The 17,407-nt window shown below is 69.7% G+C and carries 13 protein-coding genes and 5 pseudogenes; 10 read left to right on the top strand and 8 right to left on the bottom strand.

Translation table 11 applies throughout. The features are described from left to right. Positions 1–135 precede the first annotated feature (135 nt). Positions 136–1,707: an alpha/beta hydrolase gene (locus AB0447_RS18805; RefSeq protein WP_366477797.1), complete on the bottom strand. Its 1,572-nt coding sequence runs from the start codon at positions 1,705–1,707 to the stop codon at positions 136–138. Positions 1,708–2,581: 874 nt separating this feature from the next. After that, a pseudogene (locus AB0447_RS18800) lies at positions 2,582–3,040 on the bottom strand (transposase); the annotation flags it as partial. A gap of 270 nt (positions 3,041–3,310) precedes the next feature. Between AB0447_RS18800 and AB0447_RS18795 the strand changes: the two are divergent. Further along, the gene (locus AB0447_RS18795) at positions 3,311–4,084 is read left to right on the top strand and encodes an alpha/beta hydrolase (protein ID WP_366477796.1); all 774 of its coding nucleotides are present in this window, start codon (positions 3,311–3,313) and stop codon (positions 4,082–4,084) included. Between the two features lie 89 nt (positions 4,085–4,173). Here the strand turns inward: AB0447_RS18795 and AB0447_RS18790 are convergent, their stop codons facing one another. Then, on the bottom strand, positions 4,174–4,533 hold the full coding sequence (locus AB0447_RS18790) for a DUF6193 family natural product biosynthesis protein (protein WP_366477795.1): 360 nt from the start codon (positions 4,531–4,533) through the stop codon (positions 4,174–4,176). 195 nt (positions 4,534–4,728) lie between these two features. After that, a pseudogene (locus AB0447_RS18785) lies at positions 4,729–4,884 on the bottom strand (IS5/IS1182 family transposase); the annotation flags it as partial. A gap of 24 nt (positions 4,885–4,908) precedes the next feature. Between AB0447_RS18785 and AB0447_RS18780 the strand changes: the two are divergent. Next, positions 4,909–4,959 (top strand): annotated as a pseudogene (locus AB0447_RS18780) (hypothetical protein); the annotation flags it as partial. 5 nt (positions 4,960–4,964) lie between these two features. Beyond that, entirely contained in the window at positions 4,965–5,246 is a 282-nt protein-coding gene (locus tag AB0447_RS18775) for a hypothetical protein (protein WP_366477886.1), read from the top strand. Between the two features lie 466 nt (positions 5,247–5,712). Here the strand turns inward: AB0447_RS18775 and AB0447_RS18770 are convergent, their stop codons facing one another. Continuing rightward, the gene (locus tag AB0447_RS18770; protein ID WP_366477794.1) at positions 5,713–6,168 is read right to left on the bottom strand and encodes a VOC family protein; all 456 of its coding nucleotides are present in this window, start codon (positions 6,166–6,168) and stop codon (positions 5,713–5,715) included. A gap of 510 nt (positions 6,169–6,678) precedes the next feature. Here AB0447_RS18770 and AB0447_RS18765 point away from each other — a divergent pair. Next, positions 6,679–7,043, top strand: a pseudogene (locus tag AB0447_RS18765) (helicase); the annotation flags it as partial. A 667-nt stretch (positions 7,044–7,710) separates the two neighbouring features. Here AB0447_RS18765 and AB0447_RS18760 read toward each other — a convergent pair. Next, positions 7,711–8,109: pseudogene (locus AB0447_RS18760) on the bottom strand (SMI1/KNR4 family protein); the annotation flags it as partial. Between the two features lie 269 nt (positions 8,110–8,378). Here AB0447_RS18760 and AB0447_RS18755 point away from each other — a divergent pair. The 6 genes from AB0447_RS18755 to AB0447_RS18730 all read left to right on the top strand — a co-directional run bounded on the left by AB0447_RS18755 (position 8,379) and on the right by AB0447_RS18730 (position 14,056). After that, complete coding sequence (locus tag AB0447_RS18755) at positions 8,379–9,290, top strand: PHB depolymerase family esterase (RefSeq protein WP_366477793.1); 912 nt, start codon at positions 8,379–8,381, stop codon at positions 9,288–9,290. 464 nt (positions 9,291–9,754) lie between these two features. Further along, positions 9,755–10,315 carry an RNA polymerase sigma factor gene (locus tag AB0447_RS18750; RefSeq protein WP_366477792.1) on the top strand — a complete coding sequence of 187 codons (561 nt, stop codon included), beginning with the start codon at positions 9,755–9,757 and terminating at the stop codon, positions 10,313–10,315. After that, entirely contained in the window at positions 10,312–11,130 is an 819-nt protein-coding gene (locus tag AB0447_RS18745; protein WP_366477791.1) for a zf-HC2 domain-containing protein, read from the top strand. The genes AB0447_RS18750 and AB0447_RS18745 overlap by 4 nt, the downstream gene beginning before the upstream one ends. A 150-nt stretch (positions 11,131–11,280) precedes the next feature. Beyond that, positions 11,281–12,090, top strand: a complete 810-nt coding sequence (locus AB0447_RS18740; RefSeq protein WP_366477790.1) for an ABC transporter ATP-binding protein — start codon at positions 11,281–11,283, stop codon at positions 12,088–12,090. Beyond that, entirely contained in the window at positions 12,087–13,484 is a 1,398-nt protein-coding gene (locus AB0447_RS18735; protein ID WP_366477789.1) for a hypothetical protein, read from the top strand. Before AB0447_RS18740 ends, AB0447_RS18735 begins: the two co-directional genes overlap by 4 nt. Continuing rightward, the gene (locus tag AB0447_RS18730) at positions 13,481–14,056 is read left to right on the top strand and encodes a hypothetical protein (RefSeq protein ID WP_366477788.1); all 576 of its coding nucleotides are present in this window, start codon (positions 13,481–13,483) and stop codon (positions 14,054–14,056) included. Before AB0447_RS18735 ends, AB0447_RS18730 begins: the two co-directional genes overlap by 4 nt. Before the next feature lie 351 nt (positions 14,057–14,407). Here AB0447_RS18730 and AB0447_RS18725 read toward each other — a convergent pair whose 3' ends face one another. Continuing rightward, positions 14,408–16,126: a BCCT family transporter gene (locus tag AB0447_RS18725; protein ID WP_366477884.1), complete on the bottom strand. Its 1,719-nt coding sequence runs from the start codon at positions 16,124–16,126 to the stop codon at positions 14,408–14,410. A 463-nt stretch (positions 16,127–16,589) separates the two neighbouring features. After that, positions 16,590–17,210, bottom strand: coding sequence for a hypothetical protein (locus AB0447_RS18720; RefSeq protein ID WP_366477787.1), 621 nt, complete (start codon positions 17,208–17,210; stop codon positions 16,590–16,592). Positions 17,211–17,407 lie beyond the last annotated feature (197 nt).

The following is a 17,407-nucleotide window of genomic DNA, read 5'->3' as shown; positions in this document are numbered from 1 at the left end:
GATCCAGGCCGGCAGGGGGGTCCGCTGACTACGACGGTTCCATACAGGTCGTAAGACTGCTCGAGCACTCAACCCGGCAATCCGGGATGAAACAACGGGACGAAACGCCCTCTCAAGGGTTCACGTCCTCCAGGGTCATCTCAATGTGGGTTCTGTAGGCACCCCGGCTGGACCCCTGGAGCGTTCCGAGGGTCGGACGTCCTCGTGGCCCTCGGCGTCGACCGCCTCGGCGGGGCACGCCGCCGTCGAGTGCGGCAGCCTGCCTTCCAGCAGGTAGCGCTCGATGTATTGGTTCACACAGTCGGAGCGGCCGAATCCCGTGTGCCCCTCGCCCTTGTAGTCGAGGACGACGGCGTTGCCAAGCACGCGGGCGGTCTGCTCCGTCCACGCGTACGGGGTGGCAGGGTCGCCGCGGACGCCGACCAGCAGCATCGGCGGGGCGTCGACGTGGCGGAGGCCGGCCGTGGGGTCGACGGGCGCGGGCCAGCTGTGACAGTAGGCGATCTCGGTGAGCTGAGCCGGTCCGAAGATCCTGGAGGCGTCGAGGAACTCGGGCCGCAGGGTGTCGAGCTGCTGTTGGAACGCCTTCGGGTCGCCGCCTACGCCCCGGTCGGGGTAGTCGGCGCAGCTCACGGCCGCCCAGGCGGCGGCTTCGTTGTCGGTCTCGGGCTCGGCGGATTCGAGCAGCCCCGAGGGGTCCCGGTCGCGTACCAGAGACCCCAGCCCACGGGCCAGATCAGGCCACTGCGCCGGTGCGTACAGGTTGTTCACGAGCGCGAGCGCCAGATCCCGTCCGCTGAACTTCGCACCGCCCTTCGCGTCGAGCGGCTTCTCATCGAGATGCGCGATGAGCGCCTCGGTCCGCTCGTTCGCCTCCCGCCGGTGCGTCCCGGAGAACACGCAGCTCGTCAGGCCGGCGCACCAGTCGAGGAAGGCGTCGTAGGCGCGCTGACGTCCCCGCGCTGTGTCCAGCGCCTGGTCGGCCAGCGAATCGGAGAGGGTGTCCACGCCGTCGAGCACCATCCGCCCGGTGCGCTGCGGGAACTGCGCGGCATACACGGCGCCGATCCGCGTGCCGTAGGACCAGCCGAGGTAGTTCAGCTTCCTGTCCCCGAGGGCCTCGCGCAGCACGTCCAGGTCCCGGGCGACGTTGGCCGTGCCGACGTACGGCAGAACGGGCCCCGAATGCGCCTGGCAGGCGCGCCGCGCCGCCTCCGTGGCGCGCAGCAGACCCGCCCCGTCGGCGGAGTCGGAATTCCTCAGCGGAAGCGCGCCGCCGCAGCTGATCGGTGCGCTCTGGCCGATGCCCCGGGGGTCTAAGCCCACCAGGTCGTAAGACTCCGCGAGGTCCCGGTAGCGCTCGGTCCGGTGGAGGTCTTGGAGTCTCTCCGCGAGCGTACTCACGCCGGGACCTCCCGGACCTCCGTAGTTGAAGACCAGTGAGCCCAGGCGTGGGTGACCGGTGGCCGGGAATCGCGTGAGCGCGAGGTCGACCGTTCCCTTGGCGGGGTGGGTGTAGTCCAGCGGGACCATGAGGTGCCCGCATCGCATGGACTCGTCGTAGGACGCCGGGCACGGGCCCCAGTCGATCCGCTGCTGATAGAAACGAGAGAGCCTGCCGTCGTCCGGACCGGGCGGCGGCGTGTTGGCCCCGCCGAAAGCGGTGGCGACGAGTGCTGCGGCGCACAGGGACAGCGCGGGGTGCATGGCATCTCCAGGAGGCGGCGGGCTGCCACCCTCTTCACCGATCGCCGGCGCTCAGCCGGGAACGATCACGGCAGTTCCAGCGTAGCTCCGTGCCGGTCCGGCGCCACCTGGAGCCCGAGGGAGCGCCAGCCAGCGCGGTGACCACCAGCCCCAGGCAGTGTCCCGTGGAATCCCCCTGCCCAACGAATCCGAGGCTGAGGGCAGGCCAGGCCCTCTCACTGTCAGGCACGGCTCTGTCGGCCGTGCCAACGAACCGCGTCGCTTCACTCGGCGAGGCTCGGCTACGCCGAGCCGGAGCCGGCCCTGCGGACCCGGAGTCCTCCGCTGCGCTCCGGACAGGTTCGGGAGGTTCCGCTTCGTTCCACCCCGAACGGCCCGCTCGCCGGGCCAGGGTGACCCCGTTTCACGGGGTCCGGGCCTACGGCACGATGGGGTGTCCGGTCCGCTCCCCCGCGCGGGCGGCCGGCGGCAGTCCGCAGTGGCCGCGGAGCGGGGCTTGGGCGCGGGGTCGGGCTGACAAGCCACCACGAGGCCCTGATACCCCGGACGCCGGTTAGGCCGTAACCACCCCCGCGCAGACCGGGAGGACTGCCATTGAGTCTCCAGTGCTGGAAGCTTCGGAACCGACCCCGCCAAAGAGGGAGCCTACCCACGACCACTGACAACGGGCCCTTGGACCCGACGTGGAAATCCTCACCCCGGCTCTGCTCTTCGTTGCCAAGCCTGCGCCTACGCGCGGAGCCCGCCCATGTCGGGGCTTGGGCAGGCCGTCCGTCGAGGCCACGCAGCTCTCTCCTTTACGGGGCACTCCGTGGCTAAGGGCTGTCCGGTAATGATCGCTGGAGCTGGTCGGCGGTGCGGGGCGTCCTGCGTTCGCCTGGAGCTGGTCTGCGGTGATCGCGGTCGCGTCATCGACGGGTCCTAGCCGGACCACGTCCAGAATCGCGGTCCAGGACGTGGCGCCCGGCTCCAGCACGGCGACGAACGAGTACGGCCAGCCCGGGATGAACTGCGAGGCCGTCTTCGCGCGGCCGTGGACGTGGCAAAACAGCCGATCGGCTGAGCATGGCGCGTCCGAGCGGAGCCACGGTGACACGTCGACCGCCAGGACCAGGCGCCCGCCGTCGAAACGCGGCAGCGACAGACCGGCCAGCGCCGTTCGCAGTCGATCGACGTCGATACGGCCGTGGTTCAGGCCGCCGTACATCGCTCCGTGCCCACGACGATGCTCGGGCAGCAGCGCCAAGTCCACGGGGGACTTCACGGCGCCGTCCGCACACAGCACCGCGAACGCTTCCCTCGGGACAGCATCAGGCAGCAGACTCACCCTCACGGCCTTCGTCTTGGTCACGTGCACCTTGGTCGGAGCACATGATCAGACGAAGGCCGCCCGCACGTCCGGCGAATCCCCACGTGAGCGACTCAGTTCGAGACGCCGTTCGAGGCCGGTTGTCCTGTCACACTGGTCCTTGAGCGATCTCACCGAAGACTGACGGATCGCAGGCCCCCTCACCGATTGAGCGGTGGGTGCCACTGAGGCAGATGGGTCTGCGCCCGGCAAAACACATTGCACGCGCAGGCGGCCGTCCTCCAGGCTCGGAACATGCGGATCACCAGCAGTGACGGACTGACGATCGGGTTCGAGGCCGTGGGCCGTGGACATCCGCTGGTGTTGCTGCATGGCTTCTTCGGAGACCGCACCACCTGGCACTCCGCCGGGCACGTTGACGCCCTCGCCGATCGCTTTCGCCTCGTCTTGATCGACGCCCGCGGGCACGGCGACAGCGAAGCGCCCCACGACGCAGGCAGCTACGCAATCAGCCGTCAGGTCGACGACGTCCTCGCCGTGCTCGACGCGCTCGACATCGACCAGGCGGCCATGTGGGGCGCCTCGATGGGCGGCATTATCGGCCTGCATCTGCTGGCCAGTCACCCTGAGCGGCTGACCTCGCTCGTCGTGGGCGGCGCCCACGCCGGCCCGATCACCGTCGAGCCGGCTGCCGCGGAGGAGGAAGCCGCGGTGTTCCGGACACAGGGGACCGCACCGTTCATCGAGACGCTGGAGCGTCAGAGGTTGCTGCCCGCATGGATGCGCACCGTGATCCAAGCCGCCGACCCGAATGCCCTGGCAGCATTGACCCTCGCCCTGGACAACCGCGACAGCGTCCTGGACGCGCTCGTTTCCTCAGCCGTCCCGCTGCTCCTGCTCGCCGGAGACCACGACCCTCAACTTCCTGCAATTCGGCAGACCGCCGACCGAATACGCAGCGCTACCCTCGCGGAACTGCCCGGCTGCGGGCACCTCGACACCTTCCTGCGAACGGATCTCACCTTGCCGGTGGTCCAGGCGTTCCTCACCGGCCAGAAGGCTCCCTGAGCTTCAGACTTCCCTACATTGTTCTGCGGGACGAGACACCGGTAGAGATAAAGAACAAGCTCAGAGGCCGTTTAGTCCCAGTGATTGCCTCAACGCGGGCTGCTGTTCGACTCCGGCCACGGGCCTTCCACTGCGGCCACGCAGTCGCTCGGAAGGTACGCGACGACGAGTGCGGCGGCCTCCTGGGGTGTGGCTACCTCGCCGAGGAGTTCGGCATAGCGGGCGGCATACACCGAGTAGGTTCCCTCCCCCTTGACCATGAAGGGAAGGTCGTTGCTCCACATGAAGCGGTGAAAGCTAAGGCCGCCGTGGCTGGGAAAGGGGTAAAGCTGCCGCAGACGTGGCTCTGCGAACGCGGCTTCGATCATTTCGGGATTCCCGCGGCGGGCTTCAGGGTGGCGTTCCAACAACATGCGCCAGGTCTTCGCGACCACGGTTTCTTCACTCATGCCGTCGATCATGTGCAGTGGTGCCTGGCGTGGCAACCCGTAGTCCGTGCCGGCGGACCAGGGGCCGGGGCTGGTGCCGAAGTTCGGGGTGCGTCGTCGGGCGTCGTGCTACGGGTGGGCGGAGTCGTCGGGCTGGCCCGCGATGGATTCCTGGACGCTGGCGGCGGTGGCCAGCACGGCCAGGAACGGCCGCATTCAAGCGCCTCGCCAGGTTGGAGTGGATTCGCGGGTGAGGCGGCGGGTCATCAGGGCGATCATCGCGATGTAGATCATGGCGGAGGAGCGGGTGGGGAGGGTTTCGTAGTCGCGGGCCAAGCGGCGGTGGTGCATGAGCCAGCCCAGGGTGCGTTCGAAGAAGCCGGGCCGGCCGCCGGTATGGACCCGCGGCAGCTGATCGACGGCATCCGGTTCCGCGTCCGCACCGGCATCCCATGGCGGGATGTTCCCGACGGGTACGGGCCGTGGGCGCGGTCGTACGACCTGTTCGTCGCTGGCAGCGGGACGGCACCTGGCAGCGCATCTTCACCGCATTGCAGCCCCGCGCCGACGCCGAGGACCTGATCACCTGGGACCTCAACGTCGACTCCACGGTCTGCCGGGCCCACCAGCACGCGGCCGGGGCCCGCAAAAGGGGGACCTGCAAAAGGAGCCGCCCGGCGGGCTCGCCGTCGAACCGGACGACCACCAGCTGGGGCGCTCGCGCGGCGGGCTGACCACCAAGCTGCACCTCGCCCTCGAGCAGGGCCCGAAACCCATGTCGATCGTGATCACCGCTGGGCAGCGCGGCGACTCCCCGCGATTCGAGGCCGTACTGGGCCGCATCCGAGTGCCCCGACTGAGGCCGGCCGGCCCGCGTGCGCCCACGAAGGGGCCGCGCCGACAAGGCGTATGCCCCTCGCAAGAACCGAGCAACCTGAGCCGACGCGGCATCCGGTGCACCATCCCGGAAAAGGCCGACCAGGCGGCGAACCGCAAGAACCGCGGCTCGCGCGGTGGCGGCCCGCCGACGGGTCGACAAGAGCGACTACAAGGCGAGGCACGCGGTCGAGTGCGGCCTCCATCGCCTCAAACGACACCGAGCCGTAGCTACCAGGTACGACAGCTCACGGTCCGCTAAGAAGCGACCGTCCTTGTCGCGGCGATCAACGAGTGGCTGTGAGCAGCATGGCCAAACGATTCCTAGACGACGTCGAATTCGTTGCCTTCCGGGTCCTGCAGCAGGACGGCGTACTGCCCCATGTCCGGCTCATCCGTGATCCGAAGCACGCTGGCGCCGGCCTTGATCAGTCTTTCCACTGTGGTGGTGACCCGCTGCGTGCGGACCGCCAACGGGACGTCGCGCCCGCCGCCGACCTTCAGGTCGAGGTGTATTCGGTTCTTGGTGGCTTTGGGTTCCGGGACCTGCTGGAACCACACCCGGGGCCCTTGGCCTGCGGGATCGACGATCGACTCCGGAATGTCGCCCGCACCCACAGGCAACTCCTCTTCGGGCACCCCCATGGCTGCCCAGTACTCCCGCCACGTGGCGTGGCCGCCCGGTGGAGGTTCGGGGATGTACCCCAGAGCCTCGCTCCAGAACGCCACCAGCCTCTGCGGGTCGGCACAGTCGATCGTCAGTTGCAGCGTCATGTCCATAACCAGAGCCTGACAGACACGTCTGACATTCATGCTGGACCGCCCCCGCCAACTGCACACTTTCGCAACAGGCCCTTGTTGGGGGTTCGGAACGAGGCACCAACCGGCCCGGCGCGCCTTGCGCACCGCGCCGCGTCATCCATCCGAGGCGCCGCGGGGCCGTCTGGGCCGGTCTGGCGCCGGTGTGCGGCACGGTGGCGGCACGCGCCGCTGGTCCCTGCCCCTGCTCCTCGCGGCGCTGCTCGCGGCCTGAAGGATGGCAGCTCAGAAGCTCGGTGGCCTGTCGTCGGAGGCGACCTCGGCGAGGGCATGGAGCGGGAACGTAGCTGTTGCCGTCCAGCAGTTTCCGCCCTGGCTCTATCGCATGCTGAGCACACGAAAGATGATGCCCTCAGGCGCGCTTGGCAAGGCCGTAGTAGTGCGTGGTGGGCCTCCCGAAACCCGAGCCCGTAGCGAGCGGGGCTGACGTGACGCGCGTACCGCCCTCCTCACACACCGCTACTGGCTGAAGAACGCGCGCGGGTCCGCGCCCGGAAGGCGGTGGACATCGGGGACCGGCGTGCCGAGGGCCTGCATTGTGGAGTCGTCAGCCGGCGCCATGACGCAGGAACGGCGCGAACAACCGGAGGAGATCGACCCGTCCTGGTGCCCCACCTGGCCGGTGGAGTGGCAGCGCGCCTTCCACCTCACCCGGCTGCACCTGGACGAGGGCGGAGCGCTGCCTACCTCGGCGGGCTACGGCGTGCGCCAAGGGCGAGGTATGGGGCAGTGGGTGCGGTCGGTCCGGCTCGGAACAGCTCACATCGGTGCAGCAGTGGATGTGCGAGCAGGTCCTCGGCATTGAGCCCGTCGGCAAGGACGAGCAGCTGAAGCCGCGCACCAGTGGTCAACCCGGGGCGACGAGCCGCCGGCTATGCGCGCGTCGGACCGACGCAGATACCAGAGGTCAGGTTGCACGAGTACAGTTCCACCACGGGATTGAGGATCGTCCCTGCCACAGCCTCTCCACACCCTGCTGCACTGCCGTTCCCGTCCTTGACAGTTCCCGTGTCGCCGTTCTTCCGCACGTAAAGCACGCCGTAGCCCTCGCCGTCGGCCACATCGTCACAGGCTCGCACGACGGTGTGACCTTCCTGCACGTTTCCATGGCCACAGTTGTACACGTTGAACGGACCGCAATCGGTAGGGCCGCTGACAGTCGCGTTGTGTGCCGAGGCGGAAGTTGTTGCGCTGAGTGTCAGAGCCAGCGCGGCAACCACCCCGACAAGTAATCGGCTTGCTCGCCTTGTTGATCGCATGGCGATCCTCCTTCTTGGTCGTGCAGGCAAGGACATGGGGAGGATCCCAAGCAGACGGGAGGCTGACAACACGGGTGGGAACGTTCCGGCCTGATTGCTGTGCGCCGTCGGTCGCGCCGCGGGGGCCCAGGGCCGCGTGGTTCACCTGGCGATGGTGTCCGCGATCAGGACGGGAAGGTGGATGAACTGGCTTTGTTCACCAGAACGGGCTCTGGCTCACGTTCCGTGTTGTGGATACGGAGAGTCAGATCTTCGAAGTCATACGGTGGCGGTTCGGATCGGCGCGAAGTCGAGGTGAGGTGAGTTCCAGGGCCCGGTTGTCGCGTCCGGCGCGCATGTGGTTGAGCCAGCGTTCGTACCAGTCGAGGAAGTCGGTGGCCGAAGAGACGTTGGGGCCCCAGCACCCGTCGCCGTTACCAATGAGGACGCGGCCGGTAAGTGGACCGGTCACTGCGAGGACGCATACGCCGGTGCAGCCCATTTCGATGATGTGGAGGAAGAGGTGGCGTTCATGTGGCCCGGGACCCGCGCAGCCGAAGCCCCTGGGTGTTCCTGGTTCTCCGGGCGGATCCATAGCCAGCAGGGAACAGCGCTCCAGCGGCATGAGGCCGTAGAACGGTGCCGCGCCTGAGCCGCCGATGTGCACCGCTCCCCCGACCGGGGCCCCTGGCAACCGGAGCGGTTACCGCCGAACGCTGACCGCGTCTCACGGGCCGAGGGACGCCATCTGCTTGGGGCGGTCCGGCGGTGTTGCCCCCAGAGCGGCTGGGCACCGGGCCTCACCCGCGCACGCCATACCGGCGCGGGCTGGACCCATCAGGGCGAGTCGGATGGTGGCTGGGTTGCGTCCTTCCCGGTCCGCGATGCCGTGGACCTCTGGACCGCCCAACGCGCCGCTGCCACCATGCCCCAATGCGGACACGTCTCTTACAAGTCGCTGCTCTGGCCCTGCTGTTCCCTCTGGCCGGCTGCAGCGCGAACACGGACGACGACGGCACAGGGAGGGAGAAGCCCCAGCAGCCTTCGGCGAAGCAGCCGGCAGTGGAGACGCCACGCCCCGGCGATCAGAAGGTCACCATGACCTGGAAGGGCAAGCAGCGGGAATACACCGTCCACGCACCGCCCGGCTACACGGCGACCGAGCGACTCCCCCTGGTCGTCGTCATGCACCCCTACCCGGCCGACGGCACGTACGCGGCCGAACTGACCGGCTTCAACGCCAAGGCCGACAAGGAACGCTTCCTCGTCGCCTATCCGAACGGAATGGATCAGGCGTACAACGCACTCATCTGCTGCGGTGCCGAGGACGACGTCGGCTTCATCGGCGCGATGACGCAGCGCCTCGTCGACACGTGGAAGGCCGACCCTCAGCGCGTCTACGCCACCGGTATCTCCAACGGCGCGGACATGTCCTACAAACTCGCCGTCGAGCTCCCGGGCACGCTGGCCGCGATCGCCCCGGTCAGCGGCGGCTACATCGGCCCTGCCGCGCAGAATCCCTCGTACATGCCGAAAACTCCGGTGTCCGTCGCTACCTTTGTCGGCGGTCTCGACAAGTACTACGACGACTTCGAGCAGGGCATCAAGTCCTGGTCGGAACGTCTGGATTGCAAGGCCGGACAGGCCGAAAAGGTCAAGGGCAACAACACGCGCACATCCGCGAAATGCCGTGACAAGTCCGAGTTCACGACCTACCGCCTCCCGGACATGGGCCACAAGTGGCCGGGTAGCAAGGACCAGACGATGGGCGATCCGGTGACGGGCGTCAATGCGACCGATCTCATTTGGGAATTCTTCGCATCACGCCCGAAGATGTCGCCCTGAGGGAAAAGTTGCCGTAACCCGCGCACCGCGGCCCTGGCCCGGCTTTCGCACCCGGATGCGCACCATGCTGGAGCTGAGCACCCCGTCCCCGGGCAGAGTCGTGCCCCCGGGACGTCCATCTGGTGGGCCAAGCAGGTCGGACAGACCGTCGCGGAGGTGAGACGCACGGCGGCCCGATCGGCGTCGCCGAAGAGCGACCACCGGTTCCCGATCCGTCTCGTGTGATCACGGGCCGGGTCTAGCTGCCGCTGTTCACCACGGTCCTGGACTTTCACCGGTTCGACCGGGAACGGCACGCTGGCCCGGCCGGCCCTTGGCTTGTCCGGGCCCGGCAGACGGCCCGAGCCCTGGGCGAGGCCCGCGGCTGGAGCCGCTTCGGTTGAGTGGAACCCACTGGTTTCCCACATGTGGCGGGGATCACGTCGGGGGGAAAACCTGCGGCCCGGCTCGGGCGTCTAGGAGGTGTGAGAACAGTCAGAGCAGCGCTGCACGAGTTGGACGAGGAGCGTCTCGTCCGGCTGGTGGCCAAGGGCGACCGTGCCGCGTTCGAGGAGTTGTACCGGCGTACGTCGCCGTGGATGGCGGTGCGGCTGCGCCGCCGCTGCGCGGACGAGCAGATCGTCGCCGAGGTCATGCAGGAGACGTATCTGGCGGTGTGGCGCGCGGCGGGTGCGTTCGCTGGGGCCGCGGCCGGAGGAACGGCCGTCGGCTGGCTGTGGACGATAGCGGCGCGGCGCCTCGTCGATGCGTTCCGGCGCAGGGCCCACCACGCGGAGCCGCCGCTCGCGGCCGCCCCGCAGCCCGTGGCGCCCGCCGCCGAGGAGGAGGCGCTCGCGGCGACCGTCGACGGTGACGTCGGCGACGCGCTGCGGCGCCTCGCGCCGGAGCTCAGACAGGTACTGCAGGCCATGGTGCTCGACGGACTGTCCGTCAGGGAGACCGCGGTCCTGCTCGGGCTGCCCGAGGGCACGGTCAAGACCCGTGCCCGCCGGGCCAGGATCGCGATGCGGAGGGCGCTGGTATGAGCGTGGAACACGCGTCGATGCGGATCATCGACGGTTACGCGCGCGGCGACACGGACATCGCCGCCGACGAGGTGTGGGCGCTGGAGGCCCACCTGGAGGCGTGCCGGGTGTGCCGTGACCGGCTGTCGGCCGCCGTTACGGCGCAGGCGCCCGCCGTGGCGGCACTGGTCGACACGGTGTGGTCCGGCCTCGGCCCCCAGTTGGCCGCCACCGCCACGATGCCGCACCGGCGGCGCTGGTCGGCGTGGCTGTCCGCGTGGATGACGCCGGTGATGGTGCCGTGGCTGGCCATGGTCGTGAGCGTGACACTGCTCGCGCTACTGCTCGACCTGGTCGGCACCGGATCCGGCGAGGTGTCACTGGTACTTCTGCTCGCCCCGGTCCTGCCCGTGCTCGGCGTCGCGGCGTCGTGGTCGCGCGGGCTCGACCCGGCGTACGAACTGACGGCCTCGGCGCCCAGAGCGGGGCTGTACCTGGTGCTGCGGCGAACCGCCTCCGTGCTCGCCGTGGTGGTGCCCGCGCTGCTGGTGGCCGGATGGGTGACGGGGATGGCGGCCGCGCAGTGGCTGCTGCCCTGTCTGGCCTTCACCTCGGCGACCCTGGCGCTCGGCGGTGTGGTCGGCGTGACCCGTGCGGCCGTTGCGCTGGTGGCGGTGTGGGCCGCCGTAGTCGTGGCGCCGACCCTGGCCGCCAGCCGTACGGCCTTCGCCCTGCAGACGGACGGTCTGCCCGTGTGGGGGCTGATCCTCGCGCTCGGCATCGGTGTCGTGATCGCCCGTAGGGGCGCGTACTCCGTGCTGGGAGCCCATCGGTGACCGTCGGCCCCGCCGGGGTGTCCTTACCCAGCGATCTTGTCGCGCGCATCCCGATGAGTGGCTGAAGCACCACAGCCACACCGGCGTCCCGGGGTCTCCCGATCCTGCGAGTGGCCGGAATCAACCCACCAACGACGCAAGGAACACCACATGATGACCGCGGTGAGCGCGGCTGACGTCGCGCCGACGGCCTACGCCTGGGAGATCCAGGCCACCGGGCTGAAGGTCAGGGTCGGCCGGAAGCGGATGGCCGTCGACGGGCTCGACCTGTCGCTGGGCACCGGCATACACGGACTCCTCGGCCCCAACGGGGCGGGCAAGACCACCCTCATCCGGACACTGGCCACCGTCCTGCGCCCCACCGAGGGCACCCTGGAGCTGCTCGGCGAGTCCGCGGGCGGCATGGGCGAGCACCGTGCGCTGCGCCGCCGGATCGGTTACCTGCCGCAGGAGTTCGGCTACTACAAGCGCTTCACGGTGCGCGAGTTCGTCGAGTACATGGCGTGGCTGAAGGAGGTGCCCAAGGCGGACATCCCCGGGGCGGTGCAGCGCGCCGTGGAGCGGGTGGGTCTGGCGGACCGCGCCGACGAGAAGATGAAGGCGCTGTCGGGCGGCATGGTGCGCAGGGTCGGCATCGCCCAGGCCATCGTCAACGACCCGGCGATCCTGCTGCTGGACGAGCCGACGGTCGGCCTGGACCCGGCGCAGCGGCTGCGCTTCCGCGAGCTGCTTCAGCAGCTCGGCACGGACACGTGCGTGGTGGTTTCCACCCATCTGGTGGAGGACGTCGCCGCCGCCTGCACCGACGTGGTGCTCTTCGCCGAGGGCAAGCTGGTCTTCCAGGGCACCCCGGACGAGCTGGCCGCGGCGGGCGGCCCCGAGCACGTGGGCGACAGCCCCCTGGAGCGCGGCTACTCGGCGCTGCTCCTGACCCCCGAGCAGACGAGGGGCACCTGGTGAACGTCCGTGTCCTGCGCATCGAGCTGAAGCGCTCCATCGCCCCGTGGGCCGGCGTGGTGGTCCTGACGAGCGCGCTGGCGTTCCTGTACCTGGTGGACGCCGCGTGGTGGAGGGGCACCACGGCGTGGACGGCCCAGTGGACGTCCATGGCCCTGTGGACCCGCGGCCTGTTGGGCTACCTGTGGCCGCTCGCCGTGGGGCTCGGGGCGCTGCAGGGCCTGCGCGACCACCGCTCGAAGATCACCGAGCTGCTGACGACCACATCGCGTCCCGCCTGGCACCGCGCGGCCGCGTCGGCGGGCGCGACGGCGATCACGCTGGGCTCGGCCTTTGCGCTCCTCGTCCTCGTGGGCGCGGTCCAGGTGTTCGCCGACACCGAGTACATGCACCTCGGATGGCTGCCGATCTCGCTGGTGGGTGCACTCTTCCTCGTCGCGGGAGCCGTGCTGGGCATGGGGGCCGGGCGCGCTCTGCCGTCCGCGCTCACCCCGCCCGCGCTGGCCATGGGTGCCTTCGTGTTCACGGCCCTCATGCACATGTCGTTGGGCCGGACGGAGACGGTCGCGGCGACGGGGATCCCGAGCACGGAGCCGAACCGGGTCTCCCTGCTGTCACCGGCGGTGGAAGAGGTGCGCGACGTGCTCGTCACGCTCTCCGCCTCCGTGCACGTCGGGCAGACGATCTGGCTGCTCGGCATGGGCGCGACCGGCTTCGCGCTGCTGGTCGCCGTGACCCCGCGCGCCCGGCTGCTCGCCCTGACGCCCCTCCTGGCGGGCGCGGTGATCGCCCTGCTCGTCCTCCCTTCCGACCCGCGCCGGATGTACGTCCTCGACGAGGCCGCCGCGGAGCTGGTGTGCGACGGCCCCGTGTGCGTGACCAAGACACACCAGGCACGACTCACCGACCTCGCGGGTCCCGGTAAGGAGGCGCTGCGCCTGCTGCAGGGTGCCCTGGGCGGCCAGGCGCCGGTCTCGGTCCGTGAGAACACCGCCGTACTGCCGGACGGCTCCGCGCCGCAGTGGTCCGGCAAGACCGTGCTCTTCGACTTCGACGACGACATCATCGCCGCAGCGAAGGGCGAGGAACTGACCTGGGCCCTGATCGCCAAAGGCATGGTGCCGGGGTGCACCCCCGTCGGCTGGAGCAGCTTCGGGAATGATGAATTCGCGCAGACCGTCGCCGTGGGCTGGGTCCTCGGGGACCTCAGGTCGCTGCCCGGCACAGGGTCAGCAAGTTTGCGCCGCGAGGTCGACGCCGCGGCCCGCCCGGTGTGGACGGAACTCGAGGCGCTGCCGCGGGCCGAGCAGCTCTCGCGGATCAACGCGATGCGCGCCGCCGCGCTCTCCTGCAAGGGCGACGCGTTCGACGCGCTGAACGGCGGTGCGTCCCGGTGAGATGGCTGACGTTGTACGCGCGCTCGCGTCAGGTACCCGCGTCACTCGCCATGGTGGTGATCAGCACGATGGCGGTGTGGGCACTTGCCCGGGACGGCGGCGCAGGGCCCGGTGATCCGCGGCTGCCCGCGCTGGTCCTCGCCGCGGGAGCGATGGCGGTCTCGATCGGACTCGGCGGGCAGGACCTCGCGCTGGACCGGACGGCCGCGGTCCGCTGGGTGCCCCGCAGGGCGGCGCACGTACTGCTCGGCGGCGCGTTCGTCGGCGCCGTGCTGCTGACCGTGCAGGCGATGGGCGAGAACATGGCCACGACCGCGTTCGTCGTCCGGGACAGCGCGGGGGTGATCGGGCTCGTCGCCGTCGGAGCAACGGTGTGTGGGGCGCAGTACGCGTGGACGCTGCCGATCGCCTGGCTGTCGTTCTCGTTCTTCGCCCCGCCCGCCACGAGTGTGCCGATGCAGGTGGCGACCTGGATGCTACTGCCGCCCGGCTCGGCGGCGGGCACCTGGACGGCCGTGGTTCTCGCCGTCGCCGGCACCGCGGCCTACGCGTTCGCGGGACCGAGACGGTAACCGGGCCGGGACACCGGATCGGGACACCGGGTCGGGGCACCGGATCGGGGCACGGCCTGATCGCGTGCGGCCCGGTCCTCGGGCCAGTCCCCTGCCTCGCTCGCCAGGGTGCCGGCGACCGCCCGCTGAGAGGCGTCCTCGATGAAGGTCGCGGAGGGCCGACACAGCGCATGGTCGAGCTGACCGGCCAGTGACCGAGCAATTGCCGGATCGCCACAAGTCGACACCGCGTTCGTGGTTGGGGGTCGCGCAAGCCCGCCGCAGTGCATGCGGGACGGCTCCGCTCGCTGGTGATCCGTGCCGGGCTGAGCACTTCAACCTGGTCATCAGTGGGCCCGCAGGTGATCCTGCTCAGTGGGGCGGGGCTCCCGGGTCTTTGCGGTCGCGGTCATCCTTCGTTTCCCCGGGTGCCTCGTCCTGCGCCGGGCCGATCCGGATCTCGAACTCGCCCGCGTACTTCTCGTGGCCCGCGATCACGGCTTCCTCCACCGCCTGCTCGGCGAGTTCGCCGCGGACGATCAGCGGGTCCCGGCGGAGGTCCCGCAAGAGGGCCCAGCACATGCCGATCATCACCAGGACGAACGGGGCCGCGACGAGGATCGTCAAGTGCTGCAGGCCCGCGAGGGCGTCGCCCTTGCCCTCACCGACGAGCAGCATCACGGCCGCCACGCCACCGGTCACCACGCCCCAGAAGACGACGATGAACCGGGCGGGTTCGAAGGTGCCCTTCTGGGAGAGGGTGCCCATCACGATCGACGCCGCGTCGGCGCCGGAGACGAAGAAGATGCCGACCAGGATCATCACGAGCAGGCTCATCACGCCGGCGATCGGGAACTCCTGGAGCACGCCGAAGAGCTGCGCCTCGGGCGTGGTGGCGTCGCCGAGGTTTCCCTGCTCCTTCAGGCGCATGGCCGTACCGCCGAAGATGGCGAACCAGACCAGGCTCACGGCGCTGGGCACCAGGATGACGCCGCCGACAAACTGACGGATCGTGCGGCCCCGGCTGATGCGGGCGATGAACATGCCGACGAACGGCGTCCAGGAGATCCACCAGGCCCAGTAGAAGACCGTCCAGCTGCTCAGCCAGTCGGCGACGTCACCGCCGCCGGTGGACGCCTCGGTGCGGCCGATCAGCTGGGGCAGCTCGCCGAAGTACGCGGCGAGGGAGGTGGGGATCAGGTCGAGGACCAGGATGGTGGGGCCGACGATGAACACGAAGACCGCGAGGATGACGGCCAGCACCATGTTGATGTTGGAGAGCCACTGGATGCCCTTCTCCACGCCGGAGACGGCGGAGAAGACGAAGCAGACGGTCAGCACGCCGATGATGGCGACGAGCAGCCCCGTCCCGGCCTTGCTCAGCCAGCCCACCTCGTGCATGCCGCTGCCGATCTGGAGCGCGCCGAGTCCCAGGGACGTGGCGGAGCCGAACAGCGTGGCGAAGATCGCCAGGATGTCGATCACCCGGCCGGGTGCGCCCTCGGCGCGCTTCTTCCCGAGGAGCGGGACGAAGACGGCGCTGATCGTCTGCCGCCTGCGGCGCCGGAAGGTGCTGTACGCGATGGCCAGGCCGACCACCGCATAGATGGCCCACGGGTGCAGCGTCCAGTGGAAGAGCGTGGTGGCGAGCGCCGTCTGCATGGCGTCCGCCGAGTCGGCGGGGCCGGTACCCGGCGGCGGAGTGGTGTAGTGCGCAAGGGGTTCGCTGACGCCGTAGAACATCAGGCCGATGCCCATGCCGGCGCTGAACATCATGGCGACCCAGGAGACGGTGCTGAACTCCGGCCTCTCGTGCTCCTGGCCCAGCTCGATCCGTCCGTACCGGCTGATGGCGAGCCAGAGCGCGAAGACGACGAACCCCGAGGCGACCAGGACGAACGCCCAGCCGCCGTTGTGCATCAGGCCGTTCAGCATGGTGTCGGAGATGCTCTCCAGCGCGCTGGTGGCCGTGGCGCCCCAGATCACGAAGCCCAAGGTCAGCACGGCCGTCACGCCGAAGACCACCCGGTCGGTGACGGGCGCCTTGTCCTCGTGCGGGTGGCGGCCGGGCAGAGCCGCCTTCACGGGCAGCCGCAGCCTTTGCCCCCGTTTACGTTGCTCCTGAGACACAGGCGGCACCTTTCGCGATCACGGCCCGATTCGGCTTCGGATATCCCCTACCACGGCGCGCACACCTGTCCCGGCATCAACAGGCATCGATCGGGCGCCCCTCTGTGAGTGATAGGCCGCGCGGGTGTCGAGGAGGAGCGGCACGAGAGCTCGCTGCGACCTCGACCCTGCGGGTGACGGAAAGCGCCCCGATCGACGGCCCTGTCGGCGCTGATCTCCGCCACCAGGTTCGGGCGGACCAGGACCGCTTCCGAGCGTGCGCAAGGGCCGCCCCTCTGACGGGTGACGGCCCTCGGCACTCTGTCCTGCTGTCCTGCGGCTACTGCGCGAGGCGGACCGGTGTCTGAACAACGGCCGCCGTCGGGTCGCGGAGTCGGCGTACCGGCGGGGTGACCCGCCTGAGTGCCGCCCCGGCCGGGGCCGCCTAGAAGCGCTGGACGAACTCGCAGGTGTTGGGGACGACGGTGTCGCGGGGGGCCCGGTCGGCGAGCAGCACGTCGAAGCCCGCGCCGCAGTCGATCTGGTCGAAACCGCCGTTGCGGCTGACGATGGTGTCGTTGCCGCCACGCCCGATCATGGTCACGGTGATCAGGGTCGGGCCGTTCCAGCCGTCGAAGTCGGTGAGCCGGTCGGGGCCGTCGCCCCCGATGAGGATGTCGTTGCCTTGCCCGCCCACGAGGTCGCTCGGGAGGTCGGTGTCGTTCGTGGCCGTGTCGTTCCGGTCGCCGAGGTTGGCGACGATCCGGGTCACGCCGTCGCTCGGGCCCGCGCAGAGCACCGTATGGCCGCTCCCGGTGCAGCCGGGGCCCGCGGTGAGATTGCTCGTCGTGTCGGTGACCCGGAGGGTTCCCGCGCTGAAGGTGTCGAAGGTGACGGTGTTGGTCTCGCCGGGCAGGGCGGTGAAGGTGAGCCGGCCGTTGATGATCGCCACGAGGGCGGGGTTCGCGGACGCGGGGCTCGCGAAGCCCATCGTCAGCGTGAGTGCGGCCACCGCGGGGGCGGCGACGCGGACGGCGGTGCGGAGACGTGAAGCGGTCGAGGTCATCGGTGCTGTTCCTTGCGGTCGGCGAGTGCGGACCTGGTCCTGGATCCGTCACCGCCTTCGCTACCCGGAGTGACAAGCCGGCTCACCTGCCCATCACACAGTTACCTCGTGTGCCGCAGCAGGGTCCTCAACGGGATCGCGTGAAAGTTCCGTACCAGGGTCGCCTGACGGGATCTGCCCGAGCGATTTTGGTCCTG

Source organism: Streptomyces sp. NPDC051211 (assembly GCF_040689505.1).
Taxonomy (GTDB): Bacteria; Actinomycetota; Actinomycetes; order Streptomycetales; family Streptomycetaceae; genus Streptomyces.
Note: the sequence above shows the minus strand (reverse complement) of the source record. Positions and strands in the feature narration are given on the sequence as shown.